Below are 22,815 nucleotides of genomic sequence, written 5' to 3' on the forward strand. Positions count from 1 at the left end.
AGGTACTAGAAAGACAAGGAACTCGATCATGCAGAGCGGCATCGAAAGGGAGCTTACGGGCGACCTCCCATTTCCTGGAACTTTGATCGGAGCAAACGAGATGGCGGTCTCCAGCGACGCGGAACAGAAGTTCGACCGGGTCAAGGCCCAGTTGAAGGCGCGTCTGGGAGCTGAAGTCTATTCGAGCTGGTTCGGCCGCATGAAGGTCGCGGAAGCGTCCAAGGGCATTGTCCGCATCTCGGTCCCCACCGCGTTCCTGCGCTCGTGGATCAATGGCCATTATCTCGACCTGATCTCCGAACTGTGGAAGCAGGAGGATGCCGATCTCCTCAAGATCGAGATCGTGGTGCGCACGGCCACCCGTCAGGGGCGCAGCCATGTCGAACCGGAATTGGCGCCGGCGCGCAAGATGACACGACAGACGCAGACGGCGCTGGCCGCCGGCACCGTAAGCCCCGGCAGGGTGGAACGCCCCCCCGTGCCGCGCCCGGGTGCGGCGGTCGAGAGCGAGTTCCGCCACAATGTGCTGGGGTCGCCGCTTGATCCGCGCTACACGTTCGGCTCCTTCATCGAGGGGCCGTCGAACCGGGTGGCCTTCGCCGCCGCCAAGGCCGTGGCGGAATCGCAGTCGAGCGCCGTGCGCTTCAATCCGCTTTTCCTGCATGCGACCGTCGGGCTCGGCAAGACCCACCTGCTGCAGGCCATCGCGGCGGAATCGCTGAAGCAGAACCCGAAGTCCCGCGTCGTCTATCTCACCGCGGAATATTTCATGTGGCGCTTCGCCACGGCGATCCGCGACAACAACGCGCTGACGCTCAAGGAGCAGCTGCGCGACATCGACCTCCTGATCATCGACGACATGCAGTTCCTGCAGGGCAAGTCGATCCAGCATGAATTCTGCCATTTGATCAACATGCTGCTCGACAGCGCCAAGCAGGTCGTTGTCGCTGCCGACCGGCCGCCGTCGGAGCTGGAATCGCTAGAGCCGCGCGTCCGCTCGCGCCTCAATGGCGGCGTCGCGCTTGAAATGTCGGCGCCCGATTTCGCCATGCGCCTCGGCATGCTCAAACTGCGCCTGGCCACGGCCAGGATCGACGACGCATCGCTCGACATTTCCGAAGAGATCCTCAATCACGTCGCCCGCACCGTGACCGGCAGCGGACGCGAACTGGAGGGCGCGTTCAATCAACTGCTGTTCCGGCAGTCGTTCGAGCCGCAGATCACCATCGACCGCATCGATGAGATCCTCGGCCACATCTATCGCACCGGCGAGCCGAAGCGGGTTCGCATCGAGGATATCCAGCGCATCGTGGCGCGCCACTACAATGTGTCGAAGACCGAATTGCTGTCCAATAGGCGCACGCGCACCATCGTCAAGCCGCGGCAGGTCGCGATGTACCTGTCGAAGGTGATGACACCGCGTTCCCTGCCCGAGATCGGACGGCGCTTCGGCGGCCGCGACCACACCACGGTGCTGCACGCCGTGCGCAAGATCGAGGACCTTTCCGGCAACGACAACACGCTGGCACAGGAACTCGAGCTGCTGCGACGGCTGATCAACGACCAGGCCTGACCGTTCAGGACAGGCAAGCCGGAACTGCGCTGGAATTCAACAGCTTACCTGCCCGGCGGTGAGCCCGGAATGGGCTCGCGGCATCGGCTGGCGACGATCCGGATTCCGGATTCAGCATACCGACTGACGGTCTTCGCGGCGTTTATCCCCAGAAAGCCCGCGCAGCCGGCCCGAACCGGTGTCGCGGGCTTGCCTTTGCTGGCTTTTTCCTGTCAGTTTACGCAGATTCTGAGCCTGTTCAGACCTTTCGCGGGGCGCCGCCAGCCGGAGACCCGCTCATCCTTTCAAGCGAGCCTGTTTCGTCATGCGTGTTATCCTGGAACGGTCAAATCTCCTGAAGTCGCTCAACCACGTCCACCGTGTGGTCGAACGGCGCAACACGATACCGATCCTGTCCAATGTGCTGCTCAGCGCCGAAGGCGCCAGCCTGGAAATGAAGGCCACCGACCTCGACCTGGAGGTGACGGAAGCAACCCCAGCCAAGGTGGAGCGTGGCGGGGCGACGACGGTTCCCGCGCATCTGCTCTACGACATCGTGCGCAAGCTCTCGGACGGCGCCGAGGTGATGCTGAAGACGGACGAGGACGGCAACGCCATGACGGTGACGTCGGGCCGCTCGAGCTTCCGCCTGCAGTGTCTGCCGCAATCCGATTTCCCCGAACTTTCGGCCGGATCCTTCTCGCATATCTTCCGGCTCGACTCGGTTGCCCTGAAGGGGCTGATCGAGAAGACGCAGTTCGCCATTTCCACCGAGGAGACGCGCTATTATCTCAACGGCATCTACCTGCACACGCATGAAGTCGGCGGCAAGCTGAAGCTGCGCTCGGTGGCGACCGACGGCCACCGCCTGGCGCGCGCCGAAATCGACGCGCCGGCGGGTTCCGAAGGCATGCCGGGCATCATCATTCCGCGCAAGACGGTGAGCGAGCTGCAGAAACTGGTCGACGATCCGGATGTCGCCGTGACCACCGAACTGTCCGATACCAAGATCCGCTTCACCATCGGCAGCGTGGTCCTGACCTCGAAGCTGATCGACGGCACCTTCCCCGATTATCAGCGGGTCATTCCGACGGGCAACGACAAGAAGCTGATCCTCGACCGCCAGAGCTTTGCCGCCGCGGTCGATCGCGTCTCGACCATTTCCTCCGAACGCGGCCGCGCGGTGAAGCTTTCGATCAGCGAAGGCCAGGTGACGCTTGCGGTCAACAACCCGGATTCCGGCAGCGCCACCGAGGAACTGGCGGCCGATTACTCGTCCGACCCGATCGAGATCGGCTTCAACGCCAAATATCTGCTTGATGTCGCCGCCCAGTTGACCGGCACGGAAGCCAAATTCATGCTGGCCGATGCCGGTTCGCCGACCCTGATCCACGACATGGCCGACGAGACCGCGCTTTACGTGCTGATGCCGATGCGGGTGTAGCCTGCGGGTCATCGATCCGACTCAGCAATGGTTGCGGCACTCTACAGGCGGATAGCGGTTGCCGGCACAGACGCATATAAGTAAGCTTACACTTACTAATTTCCGCAACTATGCGGCGCTTGCGATCGATCTCGCCCCGGGCGCCGTCGTGTTTTCCGGCGACAATGGCGCCGGCAAAACCAACCTGCTCGAAGCTATTTCCCTTCTGACGCCCGGGCGTGGCCTGCGCCGTGCCCCTTACGCCGATGTCGCGCGCGAAGGCGGCGACGGCGGCTTTGCGCTGCATGCCCGGCTCGACGGGCCCGACGGCCAGGTCGAGATCGGCACGGGCATTTCGGTTGGCGAAGGCGAGGGTGGCAGGCGGGTTCGCATCAACGGCGCGACCGCCCGATCGGCCGAAGACATGCTGGAATGGCTGCGCGTGGTTTGGCTGACGCCGGCCATGGATGCGCTGTTCACCGGCCCGGCCGCGGATCGCCGGCGCTTTCTCGACCGGCTGGTGCTGGCGATCGATCCCGGCCACGGCCAGCGTGCGCTCGACTACGAAAAGGCGATGCGGAGCCGTAATCGCCTACTTACGGACGGATCTCGGGATGATCGCTGGTTCGAGGCGATCGAGACGCAGATGGCCGAAACGGGCGTCGCTATTGCGGCGGCGCGCGCCGAACTGGTGCGCTTGCTCGCCGCCATGATCGACAGGCTGCCCGACACAGGGCCTTTCCCTCAGGCCGATATCAGCCTTTCAGGCGATCTGGAAGCCAAGGTTTCGAGCGCGCCGGCGGTCGATGTCGAGGAGCGGTTCCGCCGGGCGCTCGCCGGCGGACGTGATCGCGATCGTGCCGCGGGACGAACGCTGGAAGGCCCGCACCGTTCCGATCTTCTGGTGCGGCACCGGCCCAAGGCGATGCCGGCCGAGCTCTGTTCGACCGGCGAGCAGAAGGCCTTGCTGGTCGGCATCGTGCTCTCGCACGCACGGCTAACCGGCGAGATGTCCGGTATGACGCCGATTCTGCTGCTGGATGAGATCGCAGCACACCTCGACGGCGGGCGGCGGGCGGCACTGTTCTCGATCCTCGAGGAGTTGAACTGCCAGGCCTTCATGACGGGAACCGATGCCGCGCTGTTTTCCAGCCTCAAGGGGCGCGCACAGTTCCTGACGGTCGACCATGGCACGGTTGGGCCAACCGAAGACGCCTGACAAGGTTTTTCGGCCGCTGTATTGTCCTGACATGACCACCACGCTCACCGCCGACGAGATCGAACGCTATGCCCGCCACATCGTGCTGCCGGAGGTCGGCGGTGCGGGCCAACAGAAGCTCAAGCAGGCGCGCGTACTGGTGATAGGCGCCGGCGGGCTGGGCGCGCCGGTGCTCGAATACCTTGCGGCGGCCGGCGTCGGCACGCTCGGCATTGTCGACGACGACACCGTGTCGCTCTCCAATTTGCAGCGTCAGGTCATCCACGACACCGATACGGTCGGCAAGCTGAAAACCGACAGCGCCAGGGCGGCAATCGCCCGCATCAATCCCAACACCGCGGTCGAGACGCACACGTTCAGGCTGAGCGCGGACAACGCCCCTGCCCTCGTTGCCCGATATGACATAGTGGTCGACGGTTCCGACAACTTCGAGACCCGTTATACGGTGGCCGACGCCTGTGCGAGCGCGCGTAAACCCCTGGTGCATGCCGCCGTTGGCCGCTTCGACGGCTCGGTGACGGTGCTGAAGCCTTTCGGGGTCGGCAAGGATGGCAAGCCTAACCCGGGCTATCGCGATCTCTTTCCCGAAGCGCCACCGCCCGGCCTGGTGCCCTCCTGCGCCGAGGCCGGGGTGCTTGGTGCGCTGACCGGCGTCGTCGGCACGCTGCAGGCGATGGAGGCCATCAAGCTGATCACCGGCATTGGCGAGCCGCTGGTCGGCCGGCTGCTGCTCTACGATGCGCTCGCCGCGCGCTTTGAGACGATCCGCTACGGCAGACGCTGATCTTGGAGCGGACCATGCCCCTGACAATCGACCGCATTCCGGCCGATTTCGGCCGCTGGGACGAGGTGCTTGCCTTGATCATGCATGCCTTCGCCTTCATGGACGGCGTCATCGACCCGCCGTCCTCGGCTCACCTGCTCACCGTCGATACACTGCGCGACAAGGCCTTGCGCGAGACCGGTTTCGTGGCTCTTGATGACGACAGGATCGTCGGCTGCGTCTTTGCCCAGGAAAGGGCTGACGGTCTTTATGTCGGCAAGCTCGCCGTCGCCCCGGACTGCCAGAGGCGAGGCATCGGCCGGCGGCTGATGCAGGCGGTCGAACGTCTCGCGCTCGACCGCGGCAAGGCGGCGCTGGAGTTGCAGACGCGCATCGAACTCACCGCCAATCACGCCGCCTTTGCCCGCCTCGGCTTTCACGAGACCGGGCGGACGGCGCATGAGGGCTACGCCAGGCCGACCTCTATCACCATGCGCAAGGCTCTTTCGTAAGCCTTGGCTTCCATTTGAAGAACGAACCAGGAGCGCGCCGCCGCGATACCGTCAGGTTCTGAGCGGCAGCACGCGGTCCGGCGGGCGGTGACCGTCAACGAAGGCGCGGATGTTGATGATGACCTTCTCGCCCATGTCGATGCGGCCCTCGAGCGTCGCCGAACCCATATGCGGCAAAAGCACGACCTTGTGCCGGGCGGCGAGCTTGAGCAGCTTGGCATTGAGCGCCGGCTCGTGCTCGTAGACGTCGAGGCCGGCGCCGGCGATCTTGCCGTCCTGAATCAGCTTGACCAGCGCTTCCTCGTCGATGATGTCGCCACGCGCGGTGTTGACGACATAGGCCGTGGGCTGCAGCAGGGCCAGGCGCCGTGCCGACAAAAGATGGAAGGTCGCGGGCGTCGACGGACAATTGACGGAGATGATGTCCATGCGGGCCAGCATCTGGTCGAGGCTCTCCCAATAGGTCGCCTCCAGCCCGTCCTCGACCGCCGGCAAAACGCGATGGCGGTTGTGATAGTGGATGGAAAGGCCGAAAGCCTTGGCCCGGCGCGCGACGGCCGTGCCGATGCGGCCCATGCCGACAATGCCCAGCCGCTTGCCCCAGATGCGCCGGCCAAGCATCCAGGTCGGCGACCAGCCGGCCCATTTCTTGTCGCCGGTGAGCACATTGGCGCCCTCCGCGAGCCGGCGCGGCACCGCCAGCATCAGCGCCATTGTCATGTCGGCGGTATCTTCGGTCAGCACATTGGGCGTGTTTGTGACGGTGATGCCCCTCTTGGCGGCCGCAGCCACGTCGATCTTGTCGACGCCGTTGCCGAAATTGGCGATCAGCTTGAGGTTGTCGCCGGCCTGGGCGATCAGCGCCGCGTCAATCTGGTCGGTCACCGTCGGCACCAGCACGTCGGCTTCCTTGACCGCGGCGACCAGCTCCGGCTGCGTCATCGGCCTGTCCTCGACATTCAGCCTGGCGTCGAACAGCTCGCGCATGCGGGTCTCGACCGGGTCGGGCAGCTTTCGCGTGATGACCACGAGAGGCTTCTTTTTGCCTACCATTGTTTCCCTCGTTGAGACCTCTTTAACCAAGACCGGCGAAACTGAAAGCCGGTCGCGGTAGCCGATTTACCCATGTAACAAGCGGTGCCGCCGAAGACAAAGAAAAAGGGGCGCCAAGGCCACCAGGCCGGCGCCGAAAGGAACGAAAGTGTCTGGTTTCGCGTCGCTTCGCCTGGCCCTCAGCGCAGCATTTCTCGGCGCTCTCCTCTATCCCCCGCTTGCCGCGGCGCAGAGCGCGGCCGCGCCCGCCCAGAGCGCCGTCACGCTCGGGCCGAGCGGCCTGCCGCTGCCGCGATTCGTCAGCCTGAAGTCCGGCCGCGTCAATTCGCGCGTCGGCCCCGGCGCCAACTACTCGGTCGACTGGATGTATATGAAGGCCGGCCTGCCGATGGAGGTCGTCCAGGAATTCGACACGTGGCGCCGCGTGCGCGATGCGGATGGCTCGGAGGGCTGGATCAATCAGTCGCTGCTGTCAGGCCGGCGCACGGCGATCATCGCGCCCTGGCAGCGCGGCAAGGGCGCCCAGATCAACCTTATGAAAAGCCCCGACAAGGATGCCCGTGTGGTGGCGATCGTCGAGCCGGGCGTCATGGGCACGATTAAGTCCTGCGACGGCCAGTGGTGCGAAATGACGCTCGACGGCCACACCGGCTGGCTCGCCCAGGCGGCGGTCTGGGGCGCCTATCCCGGCGAGCGGGTCAAGGACTGAGGCCGTCCCGCTTGCGCCCGATGGGGCCAAGGTGGGTGTCCTGAAAACCGGTTGACAGTTTCAGGCCGTAGCCCAGTGCACGGTCGATGGCGATGTGGGCGATCCAGATCAGTGCGACCGCGCTCGCGACCGCATGACCGGACAGGGACCCGACGAGCAGCAGCAGCACCGGTACGATGAGGATGTGCAAGGCGTTGTAGGCGGTGGCGCCGATGCGCGGCCCGCCGAGATAGCCGAACATTGACAGGTCCGGCGCCAGGATGAGCAATCCGAAGAGCCACCAGGAAACGCCTGACCAAGCGTAGAAGACGATCGCAACGGCCGCCACGACAGCCCATTCGAGCCGGATTATCAGCTCGAGGGGTTTCATCCCGGACAGATTATTCTGGCCGGACACATCATTCCCGGCCGGGCCGATCGTTCTGGCCTCACCGGTCATTCCTGGCGCTTGGGGCGCAGCCTCACCACGATGTCGACATTGGCGATTTCCATGCCCTCGGGCGGATCCGGCAGGTTGGTGACCGTCACCGGACCATTGGCGATGTCGAAAATCCGGTTTTCGCCTTCGATGTAGAAATGATGGTGGTCGGAGGTGTTGGTGTCGAAATAGGTCTTGGCGCCCTCGACGGCGAGGATGCGCAGCAGACCCGCCTGGGTGAACTGGTGGAGCGCGTTGTAGACCGTGGCCAGCGACACCGGCACGCCGGCGGCCAGCGCCTCCTCGTGCAGTTCCTCGGCCGAGAGATGGCGATCGCCCTTGGCGAAAAGCAGGTCGGCCAGCGCAATGCGCTGCCGCGTCGGCCTCAGGCCGGCTTCACGTACCCGCTTGTCCACAGCGACATTTTCCTTCCGGCAGCCCCGGTCCATCTGGTCTTCCAAGCCAACAGTCCCGCTTCAAGACACGCCCAGAATGGCAAAAAAATGAATGTCTGCCGAAACCGGACCCCTGTTGACATATATTCTGTCGTCCGAATGCGATCAATAGCGCGCATTGACCCGAGCAGACTGGCGGGTTAAGCGCAAACGCCGGTTTCCGGCCTGAAACAGATTGTGTTAGGACACCAACGACAAGGGCGCGCTACCGCCCGGACGATATGGGGACGAGATTGATGGCGGGTAAATCCAGCTACGACTACGAAGAATTGCTGGCCTGCGCCCGCGGCGAGCTGTTCGGAGAGGGCAATGCCCAGCTGCCCTACCCGCCGATGCTGATGTTCGATCGTATCACCGAGATCAGCGAGACCGGCGGTGCCTTCGACAAGGGCTTCATCCGTGCGGAGTTCGACATCAAACCGGACCTGTGGTTCTTCGCCTGCCATTTCATCGGCAATCCGATCATGCCAGGATGCCTCGGCCTGGACGCCTTGTGGCAGTTGACCGGCTTCTATCTTGGCTGGCTCGGCGAACCCGGCAAGGGAATGGCGCTGTCGACCGGTGAGGTCAAGTTCAAGGGCATGGTCACGCCATCGGTCAAGAAGGTCGAGTATGGCGTGGATTTCAAGCGTGTCATGCGCGGCCGGTTGGTGCTGGGCATCGCCGATGGCTGGATGAAGGCGGATGGCGAGCCCATATATGCGGCGACGGACCTGAAGGTCGGTCTGTCCAAGCAGTCGGCGGTCGCTTGACCGCACCCTTGGCCGACCCACTGGCCAGCATCCCTGGAAGGAGTTGCGAATGAGACGTGTCGTAGTCACAGGCCTCGGCATCGTGTCGTCGATCGGCAACAATGCCAACGAGGTGCAGACCTCGCTGCATGACGCCAGATCCGGCATCAGCTTTTCCGATTCCTTTGCCGAGCACGGCTTCCGCTGCCAGGTCTGGGGCGCACCGACACTCGACCCCTCGGCCATGATCGATCGCCGCGCGATGCGCTTCCTGAGCCAAGGTGCTGCCTGGAACCACGTCGCCATGGACCAGGCGATCGCCGATGCGGGCCTCGGCGAAAGCGACATCACCAATGAGCGCACCGGCATCGTCATGGGCTCGGGCGGCCCCTCCACCCGCACCATCGTCGAGGCGGCCGAAACCACGCTGAAGAACGGCAGCCCCAAGCGCATCGGCCCCTTCGCGGTGCCGAAGGCGATGTCGTCGACCGCGTCGGCAACGCTGGCCACCTGGTTCAAAATCCACGGCGTCAACTATTCGATCTCGTCGGCCTGCTCGACCTCGGCGCATTGCATCGGCAATGGCTACGAGCTGATCCAATGGGGCAAGCAGGACATGGTCTTTGCCGGCGGCCACGAGGATCTCGACTGGACGATGTCGGACCTGTTCGACGCCATGGGCGCCATGTCGTCCAAGTTCAATGACAGGGCCTCGGCCGCGTCCCGCGCCTATGACGTCAATCGCGACGGCTTCGTCATCGCCGGCGGCGCCGGCGTGCTGGTGCTTGAGGAGCTTGAGCATGCCAAGGCGCGCGGCGCCAAGATCTACGCCGAGATCGTCGGCTACGGCGCGACCTCGGACGGCTACGACATGGTGGCACCCTCTGGCGAAGGCGCGGTCCGCTGCATGCGCCAGGCGCTGGCGACGGTCTCCACGCCCGTCGACTACATCAACACCCACGGCACCTCGACGCCGGTGGGAGATTCCAAGGAAATGGGCGCCATCCGCGAAGTCTTCGGCGAAAAGATGCCGTTCATCACCTCGACAAAGTCGCTGACCGGCCATTCGCTGGGCGCGGCCGGCGTTCAGGAGTCCATCTATTCGATCCTGATGATGCAAGGCGGCTTCATCGGCGAAAGCGCCCATATCGAAACCCTCGACCCCGAATTCGAGGGCATGCCGATCGTGCGCAAGCGCATCGACAACGCCAAGATCGACACCGTCCTGTCAAATTCCTTCGGTTTCGGTGGCACCAACGCAACGCTCGTTTTCCAGCGCTATTCCGCATAAGGCCAGCGGTTTTCTAAGGGGATTGCCTGCCATGGACGGATTGATGAAGGGCAAGCGCGGGCTTGTCATGGGTGTTGCCAACGATCATTCGATCGCCTGGGGCATCGCCAAGAAATTGTCCGAACATGGGGCGGAGCTCGCCTTCACCTACCAGGGCGAGGCCTTCGGCCGCCGGGTCAAGCCGCTCGCCGACAAGCTCGGCGCCTCACTGGTCGTTCCCTGCGATGTCGAGGACAGCGCTTCGGTCGCCGCCACGTTCGAAACGCTCGGCAAGGAATGGGGCGGACTGGACTTCGTCGTCCACGCCATCGGCTTTTCCGACAAGAATGAGTTGAAGGGGCTCTACGCCGACACCAGCCGGGACAATTTCGTCCGCACCATGGTGATTTCCTGCTACTCCTTCACCGAAGTGGCCCGCAACGCGGCGGCACTGATGACCGAAGGCGGCTCGATGATCACGCTGACCTATGCCGGTTCGGTCCGCGTCATGCCGAACTACAATGTCATGGGCGTCGCCAAGGCCGGCCTCGAGGCCAGCGTGCGCTACCTTGCCAACGACTACGGTCCGCGTGGCATCCGGGTGAACGGCATCTCGGCGGGCCCGGTGCGCACGCTCGCCGGCGCCGGCATTTCGGACGCCCGTCACATGTTCTCCTACCAGCAGCGCAACTCGCCGTTGCGCCGCACGGTGACCATAGACGAGGTCGGCGGCTCCGCGCTTTATTTGCTGTCCGACCTCGCATCGGGCGTCACCGGCGAAATCCACTATGTCGATTCCGGCTATCACATCGTCTCGATGCCGACGCTCGACGAGTTGAAGCAGACGGATGGCTAACTGGCCGTAAAGAATCAAGGCGCCAAGCTATGGGCAACCGTTTTGGAAAAATGGCTCTTTTCCAGTAAAGAAAATAATCTTCTCCAGTAAAATTGGATACATTCGCGGAAACTCATTTTAAGTAGATTTCCGCTATAGAGTCCCGCAATCTGGGGACCTTTGAATGACTGCCGTCAGCAACCCGAAGCGAACACCGGTGTTCCGACTGCTCACGATAGCGAGTTCGGGCATTGGCAGTTTTGTCCTCGGCATCTGGGGCTTGAAGCACGGCCTCGGCGACGGGTTTGCCGGCATATCGATGGACATGATGGTCGCGATCATGGCTGCGCTCTGCGCGCTGGCGGCGTCGGTGGCGGCCATGTCGTTCTTCGCCGGCGTCGATGAATCGGCCGATTTCGTCTTCAACGAAACCCATTTCGACAAGTTGACCGGACTGCTGGCGCGCCCGGCGATGGTCGGCAAGATCGCCGAGGCGGCATGCGCGACAAGCCGGACCGGAGAACCGGTGTTCCTGATCGACATCGACATCGACCGGTTCAAGCAGATCAACGACGCGATCGGCTATATGCAGGGCGACGAGTTGATCCGCGCCTTCACCAAGCGGCTGCAGGCCTGCGTGCCCGCACGCGCCCTGGTCGGGCGTATCGGCGCCGGCGAGTTCGCGGTGCTGCTTGCGGATCATCAGATCCAGGGAACGATGGAAAGCATGGTCGAAAGGCTCATCGACGAAATGATGGAGCCCTATGAGCTGAGCACCCATCAGCAGTCGGTGAGCCTGTCGGTGGGTATCGTGGCCATGCCCAAGGATGGCGTCGATCCGGTCCTTATCCTGCGCCGCTCCAACCTGGCGCTGCAGAATGCGCGCGCCGGCGGGGTCGGCAACTGGTCAGTGTTCGACAGCGAGATGGGGCGTGTCGCCGATCATCGTCAATGGGTCGAATCCGAACTGCACACCGCTTTCGAGCGCGGAGACTTCGACCTCCACTATCAGCCGCAGCTCGACCTGCCGACCGGCCGCATCATCGGCTACGAGGCGCTGATCCGCTGGAACCATCCCGAACGTGGCATGATCCCGCCCATGGAGTTCATCCAAATCGCCGAGGAAACCGGGATGATCAACCCGATCGGCGAATGGGTTCTGCGCAAGGCCTGCAGCGACGCCCGCCATCTGCCGGACGACTGTTTCGTCGCCGTCAACATCTCGCCGGTTCAGTTCATGACCAAGGACTTCGTCGGCATCGTGCGCGACACCATGCGGGCCACCGGCATCAAGCCGTCGCGGCTTGAGCTGGAAGTCACCGAGACGGCGATGATGCAGGACCGCGACCGCGCGGCCGCCATCCTGAAAGAGCTTGCCGAAATGGGCATCTCGGTTGCCGTCGACGATTTCGGCACCGGCTATTCCAACCTCAGCTACCTCATCGACTTCTCATTCGGCAAGCTAAAGATCGACCGTTCCTTCGTCAGCCGCATCGATACCGATTCCAGCTCCGGCGCTGTCGTCTCGACCATCGTCGGGCTTTCGCGCGCGCTCGGCGTCAGCATCATCGCCGAAGGCGTCGAGACCGAGAGCCAGGCGACGCTGTTGCGGGCCGCCGGCTGCGAGGTGGTGCAGGGTTACCTGTTCGGCCGTCCGGCGCCACTCAAGTTCAGGCTTGGCGACGAGCACGCCACCGACGAGGTCCGGCGCGTCGCCAACCTGCATTAAGCAAGTCAGCGCCGGGCGGAAAACACCTTGAACATGCCATCGCGGGCAAGCTCCGCGTGACTGGCAAAGGCAGCCGACAGCACGGGCTCGTAGGGAAGCTGGCGGTTGGCGACCATGAACAGCCTGCCACCGGGCTTCAACGCCTTGGCCGCCGCGCGGATCATGCCGGCACCGATCTCCGGCTCGGCCGCACGGCTGCGGTGGAAGGGCGGGTTCATGGCGATGACGTCATACCGGCGCTCGACAGGCTCGGCGAGCAGATCGGTCCAGAAGAAGCCCTGCGCCACTGTGTTGGCGAGGTTGCCCTTGGCCGCCTCCAGCGCATCGAAATCGGCCTCATAGAGATCGAGGCCCGACAGGCCTGACGAGCGGGCAGCCATCTCAGCCGCGACATACCCCCAGCCGGCGCAGAAATCGGCCGCATTGCCGCGCAGGTCACCGGGCAAATTGTCGACCAGCAGTTTCGAACCCGCATCGACGCGATCGAAAGAGAACATACCGGGTGCGGTGTGGAACCGCTCCTCGATCAGCAAAGCGCGATTGGCGGCGCGAAGCGTGGCTGCGGCCTGCATATCCACCGGGCGGCGCAGCCAGAAGGCGATGCCGTGATATTTCGGCATATGGCCGTGGAGCGGCACGAGCTCGTCGACGCGCTTGCGCAGGCTGGCAATGCCGTCGTCCTTGCCGCCGGCGACGACGACAAGTCCGCCTGGCACCACGCGCTCGAGGGCATCGGCGACACGCAATTCGTTCTGGCCGCGGTGACGGCCCGCGAGCACCAGCGCGGCATCAAACCCGTCCCCCTCGGTTTGCGGCGTGACGGCAAAGCCGGCCGGCTGCAATGCACGGAAATACGGCCGGAAGCCCTGCACGAGATGCAGCGTGGCCTCGAAACCTGACGGCACGCGCAGGCCGGGCTCGGCGCCGAGGAAGAGGATGCGTTCGCCCTTTCGCGGCAAGGAGAGAGCCTCGGCCTCGAACGGATGGAAAAGCGTCTTCAGAGCTTCAGCGGCCATAGAAGTGCTCCCAGAGTCTTGCGCAATTCCCAAGGGAAAGCGCCTCATACTTTCCTGAAACTGCTCCAAACGAAAACGGGCGCGACATAAGCCGCGCCCGCTTCGATTTTTCTGTCAGAGCGCTCAGGCGGCGTCTTCTTCGCCTTCGGCCTTCTTGTCGCGCACGATTTCCTTGCCTGTGGCCTGGTCGACGACCTTCATGGACAGGCGGACCTTGCCGCGTTCGTCGAAGCCCATCAGCTTGACCCAGACCTTGTCGCCTTCCTTGACGACGTCCGAGGTCTTGGCGACCCGCTCATTGGCGAGCTGCGAGATGTGGACGAGGCCGTCACGCGGACCGAAGAAGTTGACGAAGGCGCCGAAGTCGGCGGTCTTGACGACCGTGCCTTCGTAGATCTCGCCGACTTCCGGCTCGGCGACGATGGTGTGGATCCACTTCTTCGCCGCCTCGATCTCCTTGGCGTTCGAGGAAGCGATCTTCACCGTGCCGTCGTCCTCGATGTTGATCTTAGCGCCGGTCTTCTCAACGATCTCGCGGATGACCTTGCCGCCCGAACCGATGACGTCGCGGATCTTGTCGGTCGGGATATGCATGACCTCGATGCGCGGCGCGAACTCGCCGAGTTCGGGGCGGGCGCCGGTCAGGGCATGCGCCATTTCGCCGAGGATATGCTGGCGGCCGTCCTTGGCCTGATCCAGCGCGATCTTCATGATCTCCTCGGTGATGCCCTCGATCTTGATGTCCATCTGCAGCGAGGTGATGCCGTTGGCGGTGCCGGCGACCTTGAAGTCCATATCGCCGAGGTGATCCTCGTCGCCCAGGATGTCGGAGAGCACGGCGAAGCGCTCACCTTCCTTGATCAGGCCCATGGCGATACCGGCAACGGGCTTGGCCAGCGGCACGCCGGCATCCATCAGCGCCAGCGAGGTGCCGCAGACGGTGGCCATCGAGGACGAGCCGTTGGACTCGGTGATCTCCGAGACGACGCGCAGCGTGTAGGGGAACTGGTCAGCGCTCGGCAGCATCGGACGGATGGCACGCCAGGCGAGCTTGCCGTGGCCAATTTCGCGGCGGCCCGGCGAACCCATGCGGCCGGTCTCACCGACGGAATAGGGAGGGAAGTTGTAGTGAAGGAGGAACTTCTCCTTGTACATGCCGGTCAGCGAATCGACATACTGCTCGTCTTCGCCGGTGCCGAGCGTGGCAACGACCAGCGCCTGGGTCTCGCCGCGCGTGAACAGGGCCGAACCATGGGTGCGCGGCAGGACGCCGACTTCCGAAACGATCTTGCGGACCGTCTTCAGGTCGCGGCCGTCGATGCGCGAGCCGGTGTCGAGGATGTTCCAGCGCACGACCTTGGCCTGGAGTTCCTTGAACACCGAGCCGATCTGCTCGGAGGTGTACTTGGCCTCTTCGCCTTCGGCCGGAGCAAAGGCTGCCTTGACCTTCGCCTTGACGGCGTCGACGGCGGCATAGCGCTGCTGCTTGTCGGTGATCTTGTAGGCATTGCTGAGCTCGTCGCCGACGATCTTCAGCATCTCGCCTTCAAGCGCGGAATAGTCCGGCGCGGTGAAGTCGCGCGGCTCCTTGGCGGCGACTTCGGCCAGCTTGATGATGGCGTCGATGACCGGCTGGAAGCCCTTGTGGCCGAACATGACAGCGCCGAGCATCAGCTCTTCGCCAAGTTCCTTAGCTTCCGACTCAACCATCAGCACGGCGTCGGCAGTGCCGGCGACGACGAGGTCGAGCTTGGATTCCTGCATTTCGTCGATGTGCGGGTTGAGGACGTATTCGCCGTTGATGTAGCCGACGCGCGCGCCGCCGACCGGGCCCATGAAGGGAACGCCCGACAAGGTCAGGGCGGCCGAGGTGGCGACGATCGACAGGATGTCCGGATCATTTTCGAGGTCGTGCTGGACGACGGTGACGACGATCTGCGTGTCGTTCTTGTAGCCGTCGGCGAAGAGCGGACGGATCGGGCGGTCGATGAGGCGCGAAACCAGCGTTTCCTTTTCGCTCGGACGGCCTTCCCGCTTGAAATAGCCGCCCGGGATCTTGCCGGCGGCATAGGTCTTTTCCTGGTAGTTGACGGTCAGCGGAAAGAAATCGAGGCCGGGCTTGGGCTCCTTCATCGAAACGACGGTGGCCAGAACCTTGGTCTCGCCGTAGGTGGCGAGCACGGCGCCGTCAGCCTGACGGGCGATCTTGCCGGTTTCGAGGATGAGCGGGCGACCGCCCCATTCGATTTCCACTTTGTGCTGATTGAACATGTCTTGTCCTTTGTATGAGGAAGGGCCGCGCCGTTTCAGCGTGCGCGGGTGCCCTTTCCCCTGGCTTCCTTTCTCGGGCAGCCACGGGCAAGACAACGGGAGGCTCGGGTCTGTCGGCACGGTGGCCATACGAGCGTCCTGCAATCCTGCCCCATGACCGTCCATGGGTGGCTCCGAGTGGCCCTCTGCGCGCTCGAAGCCGGATATGGCCAATCGATCGACCGGCCCGCGCACGACCCCGGTTTACGGAACACGTCATGCGCAATTCAGCTTTTCGGAGCGTCCGTCCGGCATCCCGATGGGGTGCGCGGCGCTCCAGTCCTGCATTCGAGATCGGATTGGCCCCGGTGCTCGAATGCGCGACCGGCGGACTCCTTGAGGGAGCCCGCCGGTCAATTCGTCAACGGCGCAGACCGAGCTTCTCGATCAGTGTCTGATAGCGCGCGTCGTCCTTGCGCTTGAGGTAATCAAGCAGGCTGCGGCGCTGGGACACGAGAGCGAGCAGACCACGGCGGGAATGGTTATCCTTCTTGTGGTCCTTGAAATGGTCGGTCAAGTTCTTGATGCGCTCGGAAAGGATGGCCACCTGGACTTCCGGAGAACCGGTATCGCCCTTGGCGGTCGCGAATTCACCCATCAATTCCTTCTTGCGCTCGGCAGTAATCGACATCGTGTTTTTCCTTATCTGTTTGAGGAAACGGGTCGCCCTCAGCCGGGATGTCGTCCAGCAGGGGCCGGTGCAGGCAAAGCGTCGTGGCGCTATGCTGCGGCGCGTATAGTGCAATTCCCGGCAAAACACCAGCCCAATTCACCAAGCCGGCTTTTCAGCCCCAAATGCCAAGTTTTATCGCCGTCAGAGCCATTTCTTCCATTTGAAGAAGGCAATCAAGCCGACCGCGACAAGCAGCATGAAGACGAGTGCCGCCGGATAACCATAGTAAGACCGCAGCTCCGGCATGTTCCATGGCGAGGTATCGGGACTGAAATTCATGCCCCAGACGCCGACCAGGAAGGTGAGCGGCATAAAGATGACCGAGACGATGGTGAGATAGCTGATGACGTCGTTGGTGCGCGCCTGGCTCAGCGACAGGTGCATCTCGATCAGCCCGGTCAGCATGTCGCGCTGGGTCTCGACCAGTTCGATCAGCCTGAGTGAGTGGTCGAGCGTGTCATTGAGGAAGACCTTGGTCTCGGCTCTGACATAGGGCACGTCGTTGCGGATCAGCGTCGCCAGCGCATCGCGCATCGGCCACAGCACGCCCTTCAGCACATTGGCGTCGCGCCGCAATTCGTGCAGCTGCCGCATCTGATGCTTGTGCGTGGAATGCAGCATCTCATCCTCGATGCCGTCGACCAGGTCGCCGGCCGCCTCGATCGGCGGGAAATAGCTGTCGACGATGGCGTCGATCAGCGCGTAGGCCAGATAGTCGGCGCCGCGTGTGCGCAAGCGGTTGGGCGCCGAACTCTCGATGCGCTTGCGCACCGGGTCGAACGGATCGCCCTCACGCTCTTGGAAAGTGACGACGAAGTTCTCGCCGACGAAGAGGGCGATCTGTTCGTAGCGATGGGCTGTGACATCGTCGATCATGCGCACGACGACGAAGGCATGGTCCTCGAAGAAGTCGACCTTGGGCCGCTGGCCGGTGTTGACGACATCCTCCAGCGCCAGCGGATGCAGGCTGAAGATGCGGCCGATCTCCTCGATCAGCGGGATGTTGGCGAGGCCGGTGCAGTCGAGCCAGATCACCGGCCATTTGTGGCAATTGGCCTCGACATCGTCGATGCTGGCATTGTCGATAGTCTTGAACTTCTGCGGCGAGATCAGGGTCAGCCGCAATTCGGAGCGTCGCGCCGCCGGATCGGCGATCAGCGTGCCCGGCGAAGCGCCGACGGGCGGCCGCCGCGTCTTCACCGGCGCCCGCTTCTTCACCGCATCGGCCTTTGCCATCTGCCCCTCGATCGTAGAATCGACGTGAAGTTAGACGAGAGCCGTCACCCGGCAAAGACCCGCTTGGGCTTGAACATGCCTTGTTCGATCGCGCCGATGGCCACCAGCTTGCCGCGAGCCGTCGCACAGGCTTCCTCGGCCTCGACAGGCGCATCGCGGCCGCGAATGATGACCGGATTGCCGAGGCGGATCTTGGTCGCCGCATCGTCGCTGATGGCGATCTGCGGCAGGCAGTCGAGAGCCGCCGACGTGTCGACCAGAAGCGCGTCGATCGCGCTGAAGTCTACCGGCACGTCAATCGCATCGGCGTCGTCGGCAGGCTCCGGCTTGTCCTCGCCTTGCGCACCGAAACGGGCCGCTTCCAGTTCGGCGATGGTGACGAAATCCTCGGATGTGAACGGCTCGACCTCGACTCGGCGCAAATCGCTGATATGGCCGAAGCAGCCAAGGTCGCGGCCCATGTCACGGGCCAGCGAGCGCACATAGGTGCCCTTGCCGCATTCGACCTCGAAAACGGTGTGGTCCGCGTGGTGTTCGATGACGTCGAGGCGGCCGATCTCGATCTCGCGCGCGGGGATGTCGACAGTCTCGCCTTCGCGGGCGAGGTCGTAGGCGCGTTCGCCTGCGATCTTGATGGCCGAGAATTGCGGCGGCGTCTGCATGATGACGCCGGTGTATTTCGGCAGCAGCGCCTTGACCTCTACTTCCGCCGGACGGAGGTCTGAACTCTTCGTCACCGGCCCTTCAAGATCATCGGTCGAGCGCTCCTGCCCCCAGGCGACGGTGAAGCGGTAAATCTTGGCGCCGTCCTGCACGTAGGGAACGGTCTTGGTGGCCTCACCGAGCGCGATCGGCAGCATGCCGGAAGCCAGCGGATCGAGCGTGCCGGCATGGCCGGCCTTTTCCGCCTGGAACAGCCATTTGATCTTCGACACGGCCTCGGTCGAGCCCATGCCTACCGGCTTGTCCAGCACCACCCAGCCGGAGACCGGCCGGCCCTTCTTCTTGCCGCGGCGCCCCATTATTCGCTGTCCCTGTCGTCTTTAGCCCTGTCGTCTTTGGCCCTGTCGTCTTTGGTCTTGTCGTCGTCCGCATCGAGATCGCGTGCCACTTCAGGCGACTTCAGCAGATCATTGATCCTGGCGAAATTGTCGAAGGAAGTGTCGAGCTTGAAGCGGAACTCCGGCATGAACTTCATCTGCCGCAGAGCGCCGGAGACACGGCCACGGACGAATTTCGCATGCTTGTTCAACGCCTCGACAACAGCGTCGGTGTCCTTGGCGCCAAGCGGCGAAACGAAGGCGGTGGCAACCCTCAGGTCAGGCGACATGCGCACTTCCGAGACCGACACAACGGTATTTTCGATCAGCGGATCGATGATCTCGCCGCGCTGCAACGTTTCGGAGAGCGCGTGGCGCACCTGTTCGGCAACGCGCAGCATACGCTGGGACGGGCTGGATGTGGTTGGACGGGGCATTTTTTCTCAATCCTGAAAGCGTGAGGCACGGGATGGGACCGTGCCGCATGTCTCACATGTCAACGCATCAGCCCGAAATCGAATTCGGTTTCGAAAAGCACGATGCGCAATTTCACAATAAACTCCGGGCGGCGGTCTTTCGACCACCGCCCGGCATGGACAAGTCACGCGAACTCAGAGCGTCCGGGTCACCATCTCGACGCGGAAGCACTCGATGACGTCGCCGACGCGCATGTCCTCGTAGTTCTGGAAGGCCATGCCGCACTCCTGGCCGCCGGGGACTTCCGAAACCTCGTCCTTGAAGCGCTTGAGCGTCTTCAGCGTGCCTTCGTGGATGACGACGTTGTCGCGGATCAGGCGCACGCCCGCGCCACGCTCGACCTTGCCTTCGGTGACACGGCAGCCGGCGATCTTGCCGACCTTGGTGATGTCGAAGATCTCGAGGATCTCGGCATTGCCGATGAAGGTCTCGCGACGCTCCGGCGACAGCAGGCCCGACAAAGCCGCTTTCACATCATCCACGAGGTTGTAGATGATCGAGTAGTAGCGGATTTCGATGCCCGCGGCGGCTGCCGCGGCACGTGCCTGTACGTTGGCACGGACGTTGAAGCCGATGATTGCCGCACCAGACGTTTCCGCCAGCGAGACGTCGCTTTCGGTGATGGCGCCGGCTCCGGCATGGACGATGCGCGCACGCACCTCGTCGGTGCCGAGCTTGTCCAACGCGGCGTTGATCGCCTCGATCGAGCCCTGCACGTCGCCCTTGATGACCAACGGGAATTCCTTCAACCCGCTCGTCTGCAACTGCGACATCATCTGTTCGAGCGAGCCGCGCTGGCCGGCATGCTTGGCCACCGCCTTCTCACGCGCCAGGCGCTGGCGATACTCGGTGATCTCGCGGGCGCGGGCCTCATTGTTGACCACGGCGAAGCGGTCGCCGGCCAACGGAGTACCCTGAAGGCCGAGCACCTCGACCGGCATCGCCGGCGGCGCTTCCTTGATCTGCTCGCCGCGATCGTTGACCAAAGCGCGTACGCGGCCCCATTCGTTGCCGGCGACGAGGATGTCGCCCGGCATCAAGGTGCCGGTCTGCACCAGCACGGTGGCGACGGGGCCACGGCCCTTGTCGAGCTGCGCTTCGATGACGACACCCTCGGCGGTACGGTCCGGATTGGCCTTCAGGTCGAGGATTTCGGCTTGCAGCAGGATCGCCTCGAGCAGCTTGTCGAGATTGGTGCCCTTGGTCGCCGACACTTCGACGTCAAGCACTTCACCGCCCATCGATTCGACGAAGACCTCATGGCGCAGCAGTTCGGAGCGCACCTTCTGCGGATCGGCGTCATGCTTATCGATCTTGTTGATGGCCACGATGATCGGAACGCCGGCCGCCTTGGCATGACTGATCGATTCGATCGTCTGCGGCATCACGCTGTCGTCGGCCGCCACCACCAGGATAGCGATGTCGGTGGCCTGGGCGCCGCGAGCACGCATCGCCGTGAAGGCGGCGTGGCCGGGCGTATCGATGAAGGTGATCTTCTGACCGTTCTTCTCGACCTGATAGGCCCCGATATGCTGGGTGATGCCGCCGGCCTCGCCGGAGACGACATTGGCGTTGCGGATGGCATCGAGCAGCGAGGTCTTGCCGTGGTCGACGTGGCCCATGATGGTCACGACCGGCGGACGCGGCACCAGATCCTCGGCGTTGTCGGCGATGTTGAACAGGCCTTCCTCGATGTCGGATTCGGCAACGCGGCGGACCGTGTGGCCGAATTCGGTGGCGACCAACTCGGCCGTGTCGGCGTCGATGACGTCGCCCGGCTTCAGGATCTGGCCCTGCTTCATGAAGAACTTGACGACATCGACCGCACGTTCGGACATGCGCTGCGCCAGTTCCTGGATGGTGATGGTCTCGGGCAGGATCACTTCGCGCATGACTTTCTCGCGCGGCTCATTGTGCATCGCGCGCTTGAACTTCTCCTGGCGGCGACGCATCGACGACAGCGAACGGGCCCGCGCATCCTCATCGGAAAGCGCGGAATTCAGAGTCAGCTTGCCACGGCGACGGTCTTCCTCGCCCTTGGTCGGCTTGGCCGGACGCGCCACTTCGGGCGTGACCAGGCGACGCACCGGGGCGCCGACGCCAGCCCGCTTCGGCTTGACCTCTTCCTCTTCGTCGGCCGTTGCCAGCTCCGCGGCCAGCGGCGCGCGGCGGCGGGCCTCTTCCTCGGCGCGGCGGCGCGATTCGGCCTCGGCCTGCAGCCGTGCCTCTTCCTCGGCCTGGCGGCGCGCGGATTCCTCGCGCTCGCGCTTGCGGCGCTCTTCGTCCTCGGCCCGGCGCTTGGCTTCCTCGGCGGCGCGCTGACGGTCTTCGACCTCGCGGACCTTGGACCCTTCCAGCGCTCTGCGGCGGGCTTCCATTTCGCTGCGCGACAGTTCGTTCAGCACCATGCCGCTGCGCTCGACCGGAGCCGGCGGGGGAGGCGGAGGCGCAGCCTTCGGCGCTTCCTGCACGACAGCGGCCGCGGCGACGGGCGGCTTCGGCGTGAAGACGGGCACAGGGGCAGCGGCAACCGGCTCCGGCTTGTCGCCGGGCAGGGAGAATTTGCGCTTCTTGGTCTCGACCACGACCGACTTGGTACGGCCATGCGAGAAGTTCTGGCGCACGGTGCCCTGTTCCATGCCGGGGCGCTTCAGCGTCAAGGTCTTCTTAGGTGTAACACTCAACGTCTTGTCGTCGCCCGATTTCGTATCGCTCATTCCATATCCTCTGCGGCCTCATCTTCGTCAGCAACGGCCGCAAGCATTGCCAGATCGTCCGGGGTACCGCCCCGATACCGGTCGAGCGCAACCATGCGCTTCTGGACCGCCTTACCCGCGTCTCCCGCGAGAACGGCAGCATGTATCACATTTGTACCCCCCAATGCCAAGCTCAACTCGGCCTCGGAGAAAAGTTTGTAGGCAAGTATGGAAGGGCCGCCAATATGGACGGTCGCCCGCCGCGCCTGGCTGATCTTGCGTACGCCATCGTCCGATGCTTCGGTCGCGTGGAGCACGAAAAGCGCCAGCCCGCCGCGCACGGCACTCTCAACCTTGGTGGCGCCAAGAGAAATCGCGCCTGCCTTGCGGGCGAGACCCAGCATGCCCAGAGCGGATCTGGAAAGCAGCCCATCGACCATGCCGCCAAGATCCGGCGGCACAACCACCTGTGCCTTGAAGGCGCGGGCAAAAAGGTTCTTGGCCGCCGCCTTCTCGATATGTAGGCGGTCGGCGCTCACCCAGCAACCGCGGCCGGGCAGATTTCTCTTGAGATCGGGAACGACGGCCGAATCCGGACCGACGACGAACCGGATCAGTTCATCCGGTTCGGCCTGCTTGCGGGTAACGATGCAGGTGCGATCGTTCATCTCGTCCAAGGGCGGGTTGTGTGCGATGCG

21 protein-coding genes are annotated in these 22,815 nt (G+C 63.7%); 10 read left to right on the plus strand and 11 right to left on the minus strand.

Going from position 1 to position 22,815, the window contains the following annotated elements; genetic code table 11:
- Positions 1–28: 28 nt before the first annotated feature.
- The 5 genes from dnaA (at position 29) to JG747_RS00025 (ending at position 5,469) form a co-directional block, all read left to right on the plus strand.
- Complete coding sequence (gene dnaA, locus JG747_RS00005; protein ID WP_019863089.1) at positions 29–1,573, plus strand: chromosomal replication initiator protein DnaA; 1,545 nt, start codon at positions 29–31, stop codon at positions 1,571–1,573.
- Positions 1,574–1,877: 304 nt separating this feature from the next.
- Positions 1,878–2,996, plus strand: coding sequence for a DNA polymerase III subunit beta (gene dnaN, locus JG747_RS00010; protein WP_010913340.1), 1,119 nt, complete (start codon positions 1,878–1,880; stop codon positions 2,994–2,996).
- A gap of 58 nt (positions 2,997–3,054) precedes the next feature.
- A complete protein-coding gene (recF, locus tag JG747_RS00015) occupies positions 3,055–4,194 on the plus strand; it encodes a DNA replication/repair protein RecF (RefSeq protein WP_202360911.1) in 1,140 nt (379 codons plus the stop codon).
- Positions 4,195–4,225: 31 nt separating this feature from the next.
- Positions 4,226–4,978: a molybdopterin-synthase adenylyltransferase MoeB gene (locus JG747_RS00020; protein ID WP_019863087.1), complete on the plus strand. Its 753-nt coding sequence runs from the start codon at positions 4,226–4,228 to the stop codon at positions 4,976–4,978.
- Between the two features lie 14 nt (positions 4,979–4,992).
- Positions 4,993–5,469, plus strand: coding sequence for a GNAT family N-acetyltransferase (locus JG747_RS00025; RefSeq protein WP_202360912.1), 477 nt, complete (start codon positions 4,993–4,995; stop codon positions 5,467–5,469).
- A gap of 51 nt (positions 5,470–5,520) precedes the next feature.
- On the opposite strand, the gene JG747_RS00030 is transcribed toward JG747_RS00025, so the two are convergent.
- Positions 5,521–6,522, minus strand: coding sequence for a 2-hydroxyacid dehydrogenase (locus tag JG747_RS00030; RefSeq protein ID WP_019863085.1), 1,002 nt, complete (start codon positions 6,520–6,522; stop codon positions 5,521–5,523).
- A gap of 148 nt (positions 6,523–6,670) precedes the next feature.
- Between JG747_RS00030 and JG747_RS00035 the strand changes: the two genes are divergently transcribed.
- The gene (locus tag JG747_RS00035; RefSeq protein WP_064984631.1) at positions 6,671–7,231 is read left to right on the plus strand and encodes an SH3 domain-containing protein; all 561 of its coding nucleotides are present in this window, start codon (positions 6,671–6,673) and stop codon (positions 7,229–7,231) included.
- On the opposite strand, the gene JG747_RS00040 is transcribed toward JG747_RS00035, so the two are convergent.
- Together JG747_RS00040 and irrA are read right to left on the minus strand one after the other, a co-directional pair.
- Positions 7,221–7,670, minus strand: a complete 450-nt coding sequence (locus JG747_RS00040) for a DUF4260 domain-containing protein (protein ID WP_202360913.1) — start codon at positions 7,668–7,670, stop codon at positions 7,221–7,223. The two genes, JG747_RS00035 and JG747_RS00040, sit on opposite strands and share 11 nt — an antisense overlap.
- Positions 7,667–8,098: an iron response transcriptional regulator IrrA gene (gene irrA / locus JG747_RS00045; RefSeq protein WP_010913333.1), complete on the minus strand. Its 432-nt coding sequence runs from the start codon at positions 8,096–8,098 to the stop codon at positions 7,667–7,669. The genes JG747_RS00040 and irrA overlap by 4 nt, the downstream gene beginning before the upstream one ends.
- Positions 8,099–8,340: 242 nt before the next feature.
- On the opposite strand from irrA, the gene fabA reads away from it, so the two are divergent.
- The 4 genes from fabA to JG747_RS00065 all read left to right on the plus strand — a co-directional run bounded on the left by fabA (position 8,341) and on the right by JG747_RS00065 (position 12,669).
- Positions 8,341–8,856 carry a 3-hydroxyacyl-[acyl-carrier-protein] dehydratase FabA gene (fabA, locus tag JG747_RS00050; RefSeq protein ID WP_010913332.1) on the plus strand — a complete coding sequence of 172 codons (516 nt, stop codon included), beginning with the start codon at positions 8,341–8,343 and terminating at the stop codon, positions 8,854–8,856.
- Positions 8,857–8,905: 49 nt separating this feature from the next.
- Positions 8,906–10,126, plus strand: coding sequence for a beta-ketoacyl-ACP synthase I (gene fabB, locus JG747_RS00055; protein WP_010913331.1), 1,221 nt, complete (start codon positions 8,906–8,908; stop codon positions 10,124–10,126).
- 31 nt (positions 10,127–10,157) lie between these two features.
- Positions 10,158–10,961, plus strand: a complete 804-nt coding sequence (fabI, locus tag JG747_RS00060) for an enoyl-ACP reductase FabI (RefSeq protein WP_019863081.1) — start codon at positions 10,158–10,160, stop codon at positions 10,959–10,961.
- Positions 10,962–11,124: 163 nt separating this feature from the next.
- On the plus strand, positions 11,125–12,669 hold the full coding sequence (locus tag JG747_RS00065) for a putative bifunctional diguanylate cyclase/phosphodiesterase (protein WP_202360914.1): 1,545 nt from the start codon (positions 11,125–11,127) through the stop codon (positions 12,667–12,669).
- Positions 12,670–12,674: 5 nt separating this feature from the next.
- On the opposite strand, the gene JG747_RS00070 is transcribed toward JG747_RS00065, so the two are convergent.
- The 8 genes from JG747_RS00070 to JG747_RS00105 all read right to left on the minus strand — a co-directional run bounded on the left by JG747_RS00070 (position 12,675) and on the right by JG747_RS00105 (position 22,785).
- Positions 12,675–13,685 (minus strand): class I SAM-dependent methyltransferase, encoded by a 1,011-nt coding sequence (locus tag JG747_RS00070; protein ID WP_202360915.1) that lies wholly within the window; start codon positions 13,683–13,685, stop codon positions 12,675–12,677.
- A 123-nt stretch (positions 13,686–13,808) separates the two neighbouring features.
- The gene (pnp, locus tag JG747_RS00075; RefSeq protein WP_038652046.1) at positions 13,809–15,956 is read right to left on the minus strand and encodes a polyribonucleotide nucleotidyltransferase; all 2,148 of its coding nucleotides are present in this window, start codon (positions 15,954–15,956) and stop codon (positions 13,809–13,811) included.
- A 400-nt stretch (positions 15,957–16,356) separates the two neighbouring features.
- The gene (gene rpsO / locus JG747_RS00080; RefSeq protein ID WP_372951934.1) at positions 16,357–16,719 is read right to left on the minus strand and encodes a 30S ribosomal protein S15; all 363 of its coding nucleotides are present in this window, start codon (positions 16,717–16,719) and stop codon (positions 16,357–16,359) included.
- 90 nt (positions 16,720–16,809) lie between these two features.
- Positions 16,810–17,904 (minus strand): magnesium/cobalt transporter CorA, encoded by a 1,095-nt coding sequence (gene corA / locus JG747_RS00085; protein ID WP_064984625.1) that lies wholly within the window; start codon positions 17,902–17,904, stop codon positions 16,810–16,812.
- 44 nt (positions 17,905–17,948) lie between these two features.
- Positions 17,949–18,926: a tRNA pseudouridine(55) synthase TruB gene (gene truB / locus JG747_RS00090; protein WP_038652041.1), complete on the minus strand. Its 978-nt coding sequence runs from the start codon at positions 18,924–18,926 to the stop codon at positions 17,949–17,951.
- The gene (rbfA, locus tag JG747_RS00095; RefSeq protein WP_069090938.1) at positions 18,926–19,381 is read right to left on the minus strand and encodes a 30S ribosome-binding factor RbfA; all 456 of its coding nucleotides are present in this window, start codon (positions 19,379–19,381) and stop codon (positions 18,926–18,928) included. The genes truB and rbfA overlap by 1 nt, the downstream gene beginning before the upstream one ends.
- Positions 19,382–19,555: 174 nt before the next feature.
- A complete protein-coding gene (gene infB, locus JG747_RS00100; RefSeq protein ID WP_069090937.1) occupies positions 19,556–22,138 on the minus strand; it encodes a translation initiation factor IF-2 in 2,583 nt (860 codons plus the stop codon).
- Positions 22,135–22,785, minus strand: coding sequence for an RNA-binding protein (locus JG747_RS00105; RefSeq protein WP_019863073.1), 651 nt, complete (start codon positions 22,783–22,785; stop codon positions 22,135–22,137). The genes infB and JG747_RS00105 overlap by 4 nt, the downstream gene beginning before the upstream one ends.
- Positions 22,786–22,815 lie beyond the last annotated feature (30 nt).

This window comes from Mesorhizobium sp. 131-3-5 (genome assembly GCF_016756575.1).
Taxonomy (GTDB): Bacteria; Pseudomonadota; Alphaproteobacteria; order Rhizobiales; family Rhizobiaceae; genus Mesorhizobium; species Mesorhizobium jarvisii.